The 16,209-nt window shown below is 59.6% G+C and carries 1 protein-coding gene (running past one end of the window); it reads right to left on the reverse strand.

The window, feature by feature from the left end; translation table 11 throughout:
- Positions 1-16,209: the end of a hypothetical protein gene (locus tag B9Z48_RS07250; protein ID WP_108377661.1), read on the reverse strand. Its footprint extends 27,864 nt past the window's final position; 16,209 of the gene's 44,073 nt are visible here — the last part of the coding sequence; its start codon lies beyond the right edge, outside the window; it ends in the stop codon at positions 1-3.

Consider the following 16,209-nt stretch of genomic DNA (forward strand, 5'->3'; position numbering starts at 1 on the left):
TCATGAAGCCGCTCCCGACCCCTGGTCGGCAGCAGGAGCCTCAGCAGCCGAAGCCGCAGGCTGAACCCCATCCAGAGAAGCCTCAGCCAAAGCCTGCTCCGCAGAGTTCGCTGGTTTCACGGCACCCGACTGGGCTTGAGGCTCGAGATCGCTCAGGGGCTTGTCCGACTTTTTCAAGCCGATGACAGGCTTTCCCTGCTCAAACTCTGGCTCTTTGGACACCCAAGCTTTCGCCTTGACAGACTCGGCTTTGTTGCGCAAGACCTGCGCCTCTGTCGGCGTCTGCTTGAGCTGCACCGCTGCGACCTCACGGACCAGATCAGGAACGGCAGCCTTGCTGGAAGGCGAACCCACTGGAGCAGAAGAGTCTGGTGTGGACACCTTGGTCGACGGCTCAGCACTTGCATGGGCAGCTTGGCGCTCAGCGAACGAGCGTTGGGCCCAACTGCTGAGCATGTCTCCACCAAAGACGTCTTCGCGTGGCAAGCTGCTGGACAAGCGCAAAGCGGCGTCCAGCAAGGTGGCGGTGTCGTGCAATGAGCCACTGGTGTCCATCGGCGAATCGCCAAAGGCACCGCCTGCGCCCAATGCACGTCCGAAGCTGCGGGGCTGACTGCTCAGGCTTGACGCCCGTGCAGACAGTGCCTCCCGCGCTGAAGCGCCTTGCACCTGCTGTGTCCAGTCCCGCGCCAACTGGGCATTGAACATGTCCAAAGAGTCTTCATTGACCGAGGCATGGACCGCAGGCGGTGGGGTGTAGAACACATTGGCGTTGTACATCTCACGGGCAGGCAAAACATCCCGGGCAATGATGGTCTTGCCACTGATGCGGGCCACACGCCCCCCTTCAGCGCTTGGCGTGTTACCGGTCACGCGCCCGGCAGGGCCGGACATCAGCACCATCCAGCCATCATCGGAGTCCGAATGGACGGAGGCCAAGTTCAGACCCTTCCAGCCAGAAATCACCACATCGCCAGCATCGCCGTTCTGCACCGACAAGCTGTTGACATCCACAAAAAGTCGGCCAAACAGGTCTGCACCAATGCCCGTCCCCGCAGACACCGACAAATCGCCAGCCGTGACAATTTGAGGCGCACCATAGTGACCCGTCACGCTCACCGAGAGCTGCGCCTGCAGCGACAAGTCGCCCGTGGCGGACTCCATGCGGCTGATCTGCACGTCGCCGCCCGCTTTGACCGTGATGGTGCCTGCATCTGTTCGCAGGGTCTGACGACCGACCATCAACACATCACCCGCCGCGTCAATCTCAATGGCTCCGGTTCCCTGGTGAACTTCAAGACCCGAGTCCTGGTAGTCGAACATGACGTCATCCACAGCGGAAACAGAAATGTTGCCAGTGACAGCATCGATCCGGTGGATCTCTGCCGTGGCCCCCGTGTTCAGGCGAATGTCGCCACTTTGGCTTTGGAGGAACAAGACCTTGGCGTTAGCTTCAGCGGCAACAGAAATGTCCCCACTTTGAGTGGAGATGAAGGACACCCAAGCTTGTCCCCCCATCATCACCGACACATCACCGCTGTCACTGAGCATGCGGTTGACAAAGCCAGCGCCTTGGGCCATGACACGGATGTCACCGCTGACCGTGCTCATCACACTGCCCGCCATCATGCTCAAGGAATCACGCAGCGTGATCGTGATCGAACCACTGTCATCGGTGATCTGACCACCTGACTCTTGGGTGAGTGAGGACGCCTCCAGACCCACCGCACCGAGGATGTTGTCGATGTTCCTGACCGTGGCATCGCCTGCAGCCGTGACCGCAATGTCACCGTGGGTGTTCGAGATCTGGTTAATCTCCATGTCACCACCCGAACGCGCGTCGATGCGTCCCGCGACACTGACCACTCGGCTGATTTGCACCGCACCTGCGGCATCGATCAGGATGTTTCCGCTGTCCGATTGCACCGAGCTGCCGGCCTCCATGGCCAAGTCACCACGCAATTGAACGCGGGTCAAGCCAGACACATTGCTCACCAGCCCCCCGTCCAACAGGGTGAGCGAGGCGGCTTCCACAACAATCGCGCCTTGTGTGTTGTCGATGCGATGAACAAAGGCGTCGCCCATGGCGGTCAATGACACATCCCCTTGCACATCGCTGACCTGACCGATGTCCATGCGCCCACCCGACTCCAAGCGGATGTCACCGCTGAGGCTGACCACGCTTGAAGTCGCCATGCCGCCGCCCGTCTGCAACAAAACAGAACCGGTCGACGTGCTCACGCTCGACTGGGTTTGCATGCCCAAATCGCCGCTGACCTGCAAAGTGATGCTGCCAGCACCCTCGCGCACGCTCAAGCCTTCGCGCACCAGCGTCACATTGCCATCGTGTTTGAGGAACATGTCGCCCGTCTGGCTGCTGACCGACAGCGTTTTGACCACCGCCTCGAGCGGGTTGGCTGCACTGCCCACGCCTTGCGCAATGGCCAGTTGCAGATCGTCCGCGCGCACCTGGCTCATGCCGGATACAGGCCAGGCCAAGGTCTGGCCGGTCATCTTGAGAGCCGACACATCCAAACGGAGGGTCGAGGCACCAGAGGGTGGTGTCAGGCCCAAATCCTGGCCATCGATCACCAAGGACGGCAACGACTGCCCCATCGTGGCCGAAGCCAGTGACAAGTTGCTCACCCCGGTGAATGAGACCGAGTCCGAACCACCGACCACCAGGCCTTGGCTGAAGCTCAAGCTGGAACCTGGGCCAGCTTGGGCACCTCTGAAGACCAGCACGGGTTCACCCGTGTCAGACTTCACACCCCCGAGGAACTCCACTTCGGCAGCGTCGTTGATGAACAACTGACCGCCTCCACGCAGAACCACGCTGTCCAAGAAGACCACCTTGCCGGTGGCCGTGATGGTCACATCGCCATCCACAAAGACTTTGTCGTTAAAAGTCACATTTCGAGCGGTAGAGACCGTCAGGCCCTCCAGATCGTTGACGCCGGTGACCTCCAGCACAGCCCCATAGAGTTCCTTCTGGTTGAAGGTCAGGCGGTCACCCACCTTGTAGCCCTTACCGGGAGAGAACAGGCGCACATCGCTCACCACGCCACCACTGACCGTCACGCGAGCCGTGGCGCCTGAACCACTGCCGCCACTGAGGCCCACACGCAGATCGCCTTCACCGTAAATGCCATCGACCAAGCCAGCGCCTGCCGTCACGATGCTGATGGTGCCCACGCCATCGCCCACGCTGCCCTCAATGGTGATGTCACCGCCCTGAGCTGCCAGGCTCAGAAAGTCGTCATCACCCGTGCTGCCATTGAGTCGGCCCGTCACCAGCATGTCGGCACCGGCATTGGCCGTACCCACCGCCAAAGTGACTTGGCCAACGATGCGCACCGAGTCGTTGATCGACAAGCCTTCGGTCATCGTGACCGTTCCCGAGCTGAAAGTGGTCGTGTTCCCGGGACCATAGATCTCGAGCACCGTACCTGTCAGGTCACCCTGGACAGCGATCTTGCCGTTCTCGCCCTGCGCCTGAATGACCAGAGGCACCGGCACGATGATGGCTTGGCCATTACCGCCGATGGAGATCGGATTGTTGCCGCCATTGGCACCAAGCACCAACTCCCTGGCCTGCATGTCTGCCAGTTTGGCGGGATCGAGCAAAATTCCACCGCCCGTGCCACCCAGGCGGATCGGCGTGGTGTCGTCCGCAGGGGTGATTTGAATCGCGTACAGCGGTGTCTGGACGGTGCTCAGGTCAAACGAATCACCATCGGCCAGCGGCGCTGTCGACAACACGGTGCCTGGCGGCATCATGTTGGTGTTGTCATAGGTGTACAGGCCACCTTTGAGGATCAAACGCTTGGCAATGGTGAGGTCGTAATCTTTGGCATAGACATTGCCAATCACCGTGAGGCGATCCGCCGTGACCTTGAGGGTTGTGTTGCGTCCCAGCTCGATTTTTTCACCCACAGCCCCTTCCATGAAGGTGATCTGGACGCTGTCGCCCACGATGTGCAAGGTGCCAAGGGTGTCATCCCAAACCATTTTTTCGACACCACTGATCAACTCGCCTGTGCCCAGCTGAATCACGTTTTTGGTCGGACTGACAGCCAGCGGTTTGAGTTGCACCGTCAGGGTGTCGTTGCTCAAATCGGTGGTGGGCATCGGCGTGAACAGCGCCACTTCGGACACATGCACATACGACTGGTTGTTCCAGCTGCCACCATTGCCGGTGAAGACCAGCTTGTAGAACTTGAACGCCGTGCTGTTGGCAAAACTGACCTGTCGGGTGACCCCCTTGTCGGCACCGAGCAAGCCGGTATCGCCTTGGGCCACTGACGTCCACGCGTTGTCGCTCCAAGCCAAATCGTCATTGGAGCCGTACAGCGCATAAGACGTCGGATTCCACTGAGCGATGATGTCATTGGTGCGGGTCGTCAAAGCCAGGCTGGTCACCACGGTCGACTCGGCCAAGGCCAGAGTCAAGCCGCTGCCCACACCGTCCTTGTTGAGGTACTTGGTGCCTGTATTGCCATCAATGATGTTGCTGACACCCTCTCCAGCCGGGTTGTTGGCCGAAGAAGCAGTGACTGAGACGATGTTCACAGACTGAAGCTCGCTGCCCACTGTCTCCCTGAGGTTCAACTGGCCCGTACCGGACGATGTGTTGCCCATCCAGACCACCACATTGTCAGCACCGCCCGAAGACACCCAAGTGATGGGCTTGTCGGTGAACTTAAGCACCGACAACTCGTCGGCCAAAGCGCCCAATCGGATGGTGTCCAGCGCTGCCCGGACGACCCGCACACCATTGCCCGTCAAGCCCAGGACTTCGAAGTTGCCTGCGTTGTACGTTGCTTTGATGGCGAATGGTTCACGCTCTTCCAGCGTGACGCGTTTGACCGTCATGTTCAGTCCGTCGTTGGCTGTCAAGACGAATTGACCATTCGCGCCCTGCGCACTCGGCGTGAACACGATGTTGCCCGGCTGGGTGAGCAAGGCGTTGATGTCGGCAGCATTGCCACTCAACTGCAGCATGCCGTTTTCTTGGCTCACGTCGAGTGTGGCTGCATAAAGCGCCAATTCGGAAAGGTGCACATACGCTTTGCCGCCGTTGGTGCCTTTGACCGTTGGGAAGACCACTTTGTAGAACTGGTAGGCCGTGTTGTTGTCGATCGCCAGCGTGACCACCGAACCCCGGGCATTGGGCAGACCCACATCACCAGAAGACACCTTGACCCAGTCGGCGCTGTCCCAAGCCAAAGCACTTGTGGATGCATACAGCTCATAGGTGGCAGGATCCCACTGAGGAATTTCGTCATTGGTGCGCGAGGTCAGCTTCATTTCCTTGATCACCTCTGGGGCAGACAAGGTCATGACCAAGCCGCTGCCGGGGCCATCAAAGTTGAGGTACTTGGTGCGGTTGCTGCCGTCTTGGATGTTGTCAACACGCTCGTTGTTCGGGCTGTTGGGTGAAGACGCGGTCACCTGAATCACACTGGCCTTGGCCAAACCACTGCTCAACTGAGCCAGCGCCAGACCCTGCGGGGTCAACTGCAACTGGCCGCTGGTGGCCGACAAGGTCACCGTCAAACGTGAAGAGTCCGCATCCACCAAGACCCCGGCAGGCAAATTGAAGTCGCCTGGCTTGCTGCCCGCGGCGTAGAGGGTGTCCGGCAAGGAGATGTTGGGAGCCGCCCCTGCAGCAACAGGCGCGAAGCGGTAGATTGGCTTGCCCGCAGCCATGGCCACCACATGGCCAGTGAGCAAGTCCACTGTCGCACCACGCCAATCAAGACCGGCTGGGAAGTTGCCCGTCACAGGGGTCCAGCTCACGCCACCATTGCGCGAAACCCACACGCCGCCGGCACTGCCGTTGGCGGTGGCCGCCAAAGTCAGGCCATCGTCGCTCATCCAGACCGAAGTCCAGTTGCCCGACAAGCCGGTTTCACGCCATTTCCAGTCGGTCTGACGGGTGTCGGCCAGGTAAATTTGGCCCCCAGCTCGTGCTGCCACCAGCAGAGTGCCCGAGGCATTCATGTCCACGGCCAACCAATCGCCATTGCTGACACCCGCAGGGGTGATGTTCTTCCAGTCCGTCCAAGTGAGGACACCGTCGGTGCCAGGTTCGCCCAAATACAAAGCCCCATTTGTGCCTTTGTTCGACGAAGCAGCGCTGGCCGCCAACAGGCGCGAGCCATCGGCATTGCCGGTCATGGCCGTCCAGTTCGCATTGGCCGCGCCGTCCAAGGTGCGCCAGGTGGTGCCGTCAGCATCAAGCACACGCATCTGGCCAGGAGAGTAGTCGGTCTTCCAGCCCCAGTTGAAGATGTTCTTGAAGAAGAAATACCTGTTGCTGTCGGTCTTGTCCAGCGCCACCATGCTCGCGTTGTTTTGCACCAAAACTTCGGTGTAGTTGTCTGTTGGTGCCTTGCCCTGAATCCAGGTGATGCCACCATCCCTGGACAGCACGTACTGGCCAGACACGGTGAAGGCAGCAATGGTCTGGCCATCGGGGGAAACCGACACAGCCTCGTAATCCATGCCGCGTGGCACGTTCACGGGCAGCCAGTTGAGGCCTTGGTCACGCGAGATGTAAATGCCCAACTCTGTGTCCGCAGCCTGAGAGATCGCCACCAAGATGTCCTTGCCAACGGCCATTTCACGCCAATTTTGCGAGACAGGCGATGTGACCGCCGCTTGCAGCTTGGCCGTGGCTTTGCTGCTCAAGCCGTCCTGATCGACCACCACATTCAGGGCCTGGCTGGCGTCACCACCGCTGTAGACTACTTGGATGCGATCGGCCATTGTGAAATAGGTGTTGAGCTTGTCCAGCGAACCGGTGAAGGTGACCTTGGCCGAGTTGGCACCCGAGACTGTCACGCCATCGGCGCTCACCGCCTGAATGGACCCGGAGGCCAAAGACAGTGTGACCGTCGCCTGACCGGCCAAGTCGCCACCAAAAGGCTTGCCGTAGAAATTCAGCGCCGAGGCCTGCCCCACCACCACGGTGTAGGCTGCAGGCACCGACACGGTCGGAGCATCTGGCAAGGGTCCAACAATGCCCAGCAATTGGGCAGGCAGACCGCCCGAGAAGTCAACGTGGCTGATGTTTTGACCGTTTTCGGTCAAGGTATTGATGCCCAAGGACCCGCTAAAGACATAAGTGTCAATGCCTTGGCCGCCCAGCAGCTTGTTGATGCCTTGAAGGGCATACAAGGTGTCGTTGCCACCACCACCGTCCATCTCGTTCGATCCGGCACCACCGTACAGCACGTCGTTGCCCAGACTGCCATACAGTTTGTCACGACCCCGACCCCCGACCAGCAAAACCGGTGCCGCACTGCTGGCCAAAGCCCGCAGCACGTTGTCACCTTCCAGGTCGATCGCTTTGCCGCCACCGGCGCCCAGCAACAGGTTGTCGTTGCCAGCACCACCGGTGATTTCCAGGGTCATGCTGCCCTTGAGGCGGCTGGCATCGAGCGTGTCATTGCCCTCGCCCATGTCCACCAGCACATGACTGACGCCACTGAACTCCTGATAGAAACCCTGGAATTCCACACCCACAATGTTGCTGCCTTCAAGGCCGCTGAGGATGAAAGTCTCTGACACGTCTTGAGTGCTGATGAACAAACGCTCGCCCGCACGCGAGCCAGCGTTGAGCACCAGGGTGTTGCCTTCCATCTGGCCCAGTACGGGTTTGACCGTGGGCGCAGGGAGGTTGATTTCAGCCAACTTGAGACTGAACAAAGGCACATTGATGTTCAACAACAAAACCTTGGCCCACAGATAACCATTGATGTAAGGCGTGATCTTGAGGTCAAAGAGGTTAAATGGCCCGCCTGGAACGCCCGGAATGAGACCCGGATAGGCCATCATGGACAGCATTTCCGAAGCGCGAACCTTGCCATCACCTTTGTAGTCAACCGTGACAAACTGCCCTTCGGCATCGCGGGTGACCGTGCCCACCTTGATGTCGTTGAGGTCAGCATCCACAACCAACTCCAGGCTGGCCCCCAAACCACCCTTGATGCCTGCGATGCCGACACCGGCTTTGAGTCCCATCTCGATGCTGATGCTCAGCTCGGGCTTTTCAAGGCCGCCTGTGCCCGCCACGAAGGCACCGTTGCGGAAAGCGGGCATGGACCAGTCGTTGACATAGAAACCATCCAGCACATCCAGAACGCTGCCGCCCGCGAACGCTTTCTGCACGCCATAGGTGTCGTAACCGAACGACAAATCGGCATACAACCGCACGCCACCAAAGGCATACACCGGAATCACCAGCGGAATCGGGATGATGCCTGCCGACAAGACGGCCAAATTGGCCTCAAAGACCAGCACATCGAAATTGGCCAGTTCAAATTCGAGGTACGGCATCTCGTAGGTGAACAAAGTGGCGCTGCCACCCGTCATCAACTTGGCCCAGTTCGAGATGTCCGTGATGTAAGGCAGGAACTGCAGGCCTGAACGAGCGGCCGCGCTGCCGGGCTTGCCACCAGACGCCTGATTGCCCACTTGCTTCAACTTGTCATTGAATTGGCTGATGATCGACGAGGAGTCGTTGGTCTGCAAATCCAGTTCCGCGCTGCGCTCAAACGTGACCTGTCCAGAGGCCAAACCCTTGATGCTGCCGATGGCCACGTTCCCGCCATCTGCCACCAGGCTTTGCAAAATCGAGGGCATGTCCAAAGCAAATTTGACCGCGTCCAGGAAGGCCCAGTTGATCGAAGGCTTGTCGGTCATGGTTTTACTCCAGACCAGGTCGATCAGCCCACGCAAGGTGGGATCATCAGGCAAGACCAAGTCCAGTCCAACGATCGGGGTGGTCAAGGCATTGACCACATCACGGAAGGGTTCAACCGTCTGAGCGACCTTCTTGGCAATGGGCATCAGGAAGTCCAACACCGACGAACGCAAGTCCAGACGAATGTTGTTGATCGAAATGTCCGGCACCGACACCTTGGTGTCACCCAAACGCCAGTCCCACTTCAGAACCAAATCGGCCATGAGCGATGGCAAGCCCACCGCACTGAGCTTGACGCCCAGGTCCATGTTGGCAGACACACCAAAGTCCACCACAATGGCCTTGCTCGGGTTGGACAACACGCTGTCCAGCGTCAGGCGGTTGGCCTTGTCGCCATTCAGATCCAGCCCCAAGTGCCCGGCCAGCCCGCTGCCCTTGACCCCCGTCACCGGATCAACGTATTGGTCTTTGACACTGGCTTCAAAGAACAGCAGTTTGCCCCTGCCTTCAAACGGTGTGATGAGGTCGGGATTGGTCGGATCACCGTTGAGGAATGCACGGATGTCAAGGCTCAATTCTGGGTCGTCCTTCTTGGCGTTGGTGCTCAAGAAAAAGCCTGACGATGCCGACAAGCCGAAACCAAAATCAAACTGCCAGTCGCCGCTCAGCGAAAAGCCGCCATCGACGGCCAACTCGAAGCCCGGTATGTTCAGGTCCAGCGGAATGTCCACGCCCAGCGCCAGCAAACGGCCGCCCAGATCCATGTCAAATCGGATCGAATCCACGCCCGTCTTGGGCAGCGTCATACCGGGTGTCCAGACCGCTGTTTTGACGCCCAAATCGTTGTAGAAGGCAATCATCACGTCGTCGATGGTGATGGCCTGGTCCAGGTTGGTGTCTAGCAAGATGCCCAAACCGCTGAAGGTGTTGAACAGGGCATCACGCGCCAACTCGATCGGTTTGCCCGGTCCAGCCAACTTGCCACGCAGATCGGTCAGCAAACCGGCACGCAGGTTGCCAATCAGCTGGCCGGCATCGGCCAGATGTGTCCCGATGAAGGGGATATCGGCTGTCAGACTGTTTTGGAAGATGTCCTGAACGCTGCCCAAGCCAAGGTCAATGCCGTCCAGCAAGAAGGTGGGGTCGTAAATGACATCCAACAAAGACACATCGTCCGGCACAGCACGACCGAAGTCAGGCAACTCCAACTTAAGCGCCATGCCCGTCTGCAAGCCCGCAATTTGGGCCAGCAGCGTGGGCAGACCCGCCGAGCCCAACGTGGGGTCGGTGTAGATGTGCAGGTTGCCCAGCGGAATTTGACGCGACAGCGCCACCAGACTCACGGGCAAGTCGATGTCCATCGCGCCCTTGGCGGAGACTTTCACCGCACCCTTGTCCAGCGCTAAGCGCAGCACAGCGGGCGCAAGGGTCTCGATTTTGCCGTCCTCGTCGATGACCACCTTGCCGTTGAACACGCCCAAAGCCACCTTGCCCACACTGAAGCTCAACATCAGATCGGAAGCACGCAGGCTGGTTGTCAAATCGAGGTGAGTGCCTGTTCCGGTTTTCTCGTCGAAGTCCAGCAGCGCCACGGCCGGTGTGCCCGACGGTGCGCCGGGCAGGGCAATGCCCACGCGAGCGACCAGGTTGGCCCCTACGGAATAAGTGCCCGCAGCTTTGCCCGAGGCATCGAGCAAATTGGCAAAGTCCGCAGGCAACTCCAGACCGACCATGCCCGCCAAGGTGGCCAAGTCCAGGTTGACCCGGAACTCGTTGCTCACACCGATGTCCAAGCGCAAATCCATCAACAAACGCTTGCTCACGCTGTCGATCGAGAAATCCAACATGTTCGGCTGCAAACCAAACGCTTCTTCAATGATTTTCTCCGCCTCATCGAGCGCAGCGGCCGGTGTGGCGCCCGCTTTTTCGATGCGGGCCAACAAGATGTCGCCAAAGTTCAGGATCTCGCTCAGAGACTTGTCCAGCAAGGGCAATTTCTGCGTGTAGAAAGGCTGGCTGCCAATGGAGGTGTCCACCACATCGAGCACCATGCGCAAACCACCCATGATGTCCGAGAAATTCAGACGGCTGAGATCCAGCACAGCCCCCAAGTCCGGCAGGACTGCAACCACGTCCTTGTCGGTCAGGCCCAAGGCCTGCCGTTGTGCAGCGTTCTTGATATCGAACTGGCTGGTGGTCACCAGCTTGAAGCTGGACCAATTGCTCAGGTCTTGCACATACAGGCCCAGCTCAAGACCTGCACCAATGTCCATGCCGGCACCCGCCGTCTTGAGCTGCAAGCCACGCAGGCGGGCATAAGCGTCGCCGCTGAAATCGAACCTCAAAGCCGCAGGGGCCTCCGTCAGCAAAGTTGGCAGGTTAAAGCGTTCGCCACCCACCAGGCCAGGTGTGCGGTCCAGCACCGCAGTCACTCGTGCACCCAGATGAACTTCGGAGCCGGTGCCTACACCGCCGGCCTGCAGAGAGACAAAGCCCAGTTTGGCCAACACCTCCAAGTCTTTGACATTGGCATCAATGCTCGCAGCCGCCACAAAATGGTCCACGGCCACCGTGAAATTACCCCCTCCCAGCGCCAAGAGCAGGTCGAAGTCGACCCCGACATTGACGTTGATGGCCGCTGTGGCCGACGTCGACAAAGACAGGTCAGAGTTGGCCGACAGATTCAGGTTGAGTGCGGCCACTTGGGATGGCATGCTCAACATGGCGCTGAAAGGGATCCTCAACTCGCCTGTGCTGGCGTTGTAGCTGGCGAAAGTGCCAGGTTTGAGCAGCGTCGATGCATTCAGCGCATTGACAAACTCACCCATGGTCACAATGCGCTCCACCTTTTGATGCACCCGATACGAGATTTCGGTGTTGGAGCTGGTGATGGCACCGCCCAAGGTCAAGGCACTGCCATCGATGGCCACATCCGTGATTTCCAGGACCTGGTTGCCCACGGACACATAGAAACCCTTCATGGAGGCGGCAAACTGTCCTGCGGCCCCCGTCAGACCGGACACGCCCTTGACACTGGCGGCCTTGCCGGTCGACAGCTGGCTTTCGCCCGTCTTGCCGGTCCAGTCCTTCAAGGGGCGGTTGAAGTTGATCTTGTCAACCACGCCCGTCTTGAACGCGGAACCCAAATTCAGAAGGTCCTGCAGCGAGGTCTCAATGAAAGGCAGACTGCCCAAGCCCAGTTTGGAGACGTCCACGGTCTCCAGGTATTGAAGCACCCCAGGAATGGCGGTCAGCACATCTTCCATGCGGATCTTGGAGAAGTCGGTGAAGGCCTCCAAACCAAGCGCAGTGAATTGCAGGTCGCCACTGAGCGGATTGCCTGTGACCGTGATCCTTGGCGTCGTCCCTTGGGCCAAGTCCACACCGGCCACCGAGGCATACAGCGGCAATGACATGCTCAGCTGGTTGGTGCCCGGCTTCAGGCTGAACACGCCTTGGGTGTAAGAAATGCTGCCGCCCAGATCCAGGGTCAGCGAGCCTTTTTGGTAAGGCTGAGCATTGGCGTCAAGCCCGTTTTTGCCAATCCCGATGTCCAGAGGGCCCATGCGGGCGGCCAGCACAATGTCCGTCGCACTCAGGCTGCCCGAGAAGGCCAGATTGTTGAGGTTGAAGTTGGCCTTCAAGCCCTGAGTCCAATCCACAGCCAGATCCAGGTCGACCACGGCAGTGGCTGCCACCTGCAACTGCACATCGGCATCAAAACTGATGCCGTACTGCGCCAAGCCTGCATTCAAGTCCACGGCGACTTTGTCGCTGCCCAATTTGACACTGCCGTCAAAAGACAGGGCCAGTCCGTTTTGGTCCAACTTGTAGCTCAGGCCCGCACTGACACCGGCTTTGGGTGCCCAATTTGCGTCCAGATAAGACTTCAATCCGCCCAAAGTCGGCACGCCCAAGGCACCGTATTGCGGCACCGGCATGCCCTCCAGGCTCGGAATCCAGGTCGGATTCATGTAGCCATTGATGTAGCTTTGCACATAGTCGCCCAAACTCACCACAGGGGACAGGTTGAGCATGTCGTCCAGTGTCTGGTTGACCAACGGCAAAACAGCACTGTTTTGCAAAGACACGCGTGCCTGTGTCATTTGCGCAGCCACACCCAACAAGGTGCTGCCCAGGCTGCCTCCCAAACTGACGTCCAGGTTGGTCAGGCTAAAGCGGGTCGCGTTGGCACCGGTATCAAACTTCGCCAACAAAGTCTTGCCACCGACCACAATGCTTTCATTGATGGCTTGGCCCGAACGGTTGAGCTCCACCGTCACGTCGCCAAACACCGACGTGCCCGCCAGGCCTGGCACCGCGATGGCGGCCGTGGCTGAGAGGCTCAGCGCATAGCCGCTGCCCGGCAGCACCAACAGCAAGGAGCCATTGCTGACGCCCGCATGTTGCCCTTGCACATGGACCATGGCCTCCAGGCCGTTGGCGGCGAGCACGGTGCGCAGGGCACTGCCCGAGCCCGTGACGCGCACGGCAAAACTGCCTGACCCTGCAAACAATGGCAATGCACTCATGGCATCACCGGTCTCACGCAACTCCAGCGACAGGGTCCCGCCAGCCTCGAAGGTCTGGGTACGGAAATCCAGAGTGCTGACCGTCGTGCCACGCAGGCGAACCGGTGACATGCCCGAATTTCGGCCATCACCGTCCAAGTCTCCCTGGGTAAAGTCGACCACCGTGCCGGCCAATGCGCCGCTACCCGGCCCCATGTTGACACCCAATGTGAGCGTTCCGCCCTTGAGGGTCAGATCCCCCAAGCCTTGGATGGTGGCGCTGTCGGCAGACGCCCGCAAGCCAATGAAGGTGCCATCACCCTCGGTGTCGGTCAACAGCATCATGCCCACACTGGCACCGCTGAGGGATGCGCCAACGAAGGCGTCGGTGCCCACACCGGTACCCAGCTGCGCCAAAACGTTGCGAGCGGACAAGGCGGTGATCGACATGTCACGCTTGTTGCCATCGCTGAGGGTGACGGTTCGGTTGCCCAGACGGGCCATACCAAAGGTGCCCTGCAACAACACTGAGCCTGCAATGTTGATCTTGGCATCCAGCGCCAGGGACAAGAATGCCCCTCCCGCACCCACAAAGTCCAGCGAAAGGGTCTCGGCCACGTTGTTGACCACCTGCCCGGTTTGCACCTGTATGCGCTTGTCGGACGAGCCACTCAGGCCCAAGTCCAGCACATCGGTTGCGGCGATGCCGCCCACGCTGCCCAAGGCCAGGTTGGCCTCCAGAGTCATGGCCTTGGCTTCGACAGAAAGGCTGTCCATCGGCAAGCCCAATTGGCTGGCATCCAGCGTCAAACCGTCCACATTGGCCTTGAAGGCCATCCATGAACGGTTGTCTTTCGCATCGGTATTCATCGGGCGCAGCAAGGCCATGGCCAAGTCAATGCCTTGACCGCCCAGGTTGATCCCGCCCACAGTGCCCTGCAAGTTGCTGGCACCGATCACAAAGCCGGTTGCACGCAAAGTGCGGCCGGCCACCACGATGTCGCGCTCTTGGCGCGAGATCATCAAGGAGCCACTGGCGCTGAGCTGGCTGCCAAGCTGCACGGTCATGGTCCCGCCAATTTCCATCAGCTCGCCCTTGAAGTCCAAAGCAACTGCACCGGTGGATGTCCCCCATTTCACCGTCAAGCTGTTGGAGCCGGTCCAGTCCAAGGTGGTGGCGTTGGCCTGGCCAAGACTGTCCTTGCCCAAGCCGAGGTTCAGACCCAATTTGAGGTTCTGACCCGACATGTCCACACCAAAGGCGGAGGTGCCCAGGACATTGACCGAATCGGCCACACCGCGTGCAGATACCCAAGAACGTGTGTCGCCGTTGAGCATCGAGCGGGCAATCACCAGACCAAAGTCCAAGCCATTCAGGGCAAAACCCAGACCCGAAGCATCGGAGCTGGTGCTGACCCGAGCGGCCAGGTTTTCACCACCAATGATGAGGGCCTGGGTCATCACACTGCCGCCACTGGTCAGCGCCAGTTGGCGTTGCCCGATCTCAAAGCCCACAGAACCACTGAACGAGAGCACATCGCCCACTTGGGCATTGACCGTGCCACTGGCTCGGGTGAGCACACCTTGCTGTCCATCGAGCGTGAGTTGGGTGGACGTGCCGGGGCCGGTACGCACCGTCACCGGGGATTTCTTGAAATCGATGACGTTGGCATCCGAGCTCAAGCCAGAGGGCAAATTCTGCACCCGGTTGAGATCGATCGCCAAAGAGGTGGCCGACAGGGACACATTTTGCAAGCCCACCAGTTCCACAGCACCCACGCTGGCCGACAGGCCCATCCATGAAGCGCCTTGTAAGGCCTTGGTGCTGCTGTACTTCGGATCGGCGTACAGGTTGTCGCCCGATGCGATGGTGATGGGCGTGAAAACACCCATGGCCAAATTCATGTTGTCCAGAGACAAGCCCACCGCATTGGCATTGGGCGTGTCAGCACTGTCGATTTTCCCATCTTGGTTGCTGTCCACCAGGTAGGGACCGCCCACACCAAAGAACCCGCGCACATTGGACATGCCCAAGGTCAATTGATCGGCATAAACCGACTGACCATTGGCCAGTATCACGGTGGCAGAGCGTTTGTCGAAAGCGGCAGAACCTGTGACCTGCAAGACACCCGCGATGTCGAGTTTGGCATTGGCCGTCACACGAATGAACTCGCCATCGACAGCACCAAGGCTCATGGTGCGGGTCGAACCTGTGCCGGTGACCACATCGAAACCATTGGCCGAGAAATCCATCACACGATGGCTGATGGCATCGCCCAGGTTCATGGACACGCTGGCATTGCTGATTTCGGCCGTGACCGAGGGCAAGCCCACCAAGCGGGCCGCACCCGCGGTGGCTTCCAAAGCCAAACGTGTGGGCAAGGCTTGGGTTCCCGTTTGCACGGCAGTGGTGAACAAACCTTTGCCGGAGGCGGCAGCGGTCAGTTGAGTGCCATTGGCGTTGAGCGCCACAGCACGCCAGTCAAGACCGGCTGAAGCATTGACCAGACGCCAGTTGATGCCGGCGTCATTGGAAACCCAGATGCCTCCATTCAGACCGTTGGCCGCTGCAGCAATGGTGCTGCCGTCGGCCGAGACCGCCACCGACGTCCAGTCGCGCGGGCTGGCGATCTTCTTCCAAGTCCAATTGGCTTGGCGTGTATCGGCAAGGTACAAGGCATCACCGGGGCGGGCCAGCACCAGCAAAGCGCCTTGGACGGTGGGGTCACTGGGACTGACCAAGGCTTCGCTGGCATCCAAACTGACCCAGCCCGTGCTGGGCAAACCGGCAGTTTGCCGCGTCCAACTGTTGCTGCCATCGGCATTCACCTGGCCAATGAAGATGCCATCCGCCGCAGCGGCCAGCACCTGGGTGCCCGCGTTGAAGGAGGCAAGCAGCTTCCAGCTCAAATTGCGGTCGCCAGAGGACTGCGTCGCCTCTGTCCAAGTGCTGCCTTCGGCCTGGCCGGACACCTGCAAGGTGCC

It is taken from the genome of Limnohabitans sp. WS1, from assembly GCF_003063265.1.
Lineage (GTDB): Bacteria > Pseudomonadota > Gammaproteobacteria > Burkholderiales > Burkholderiaceae_C > Limnohabitans_A.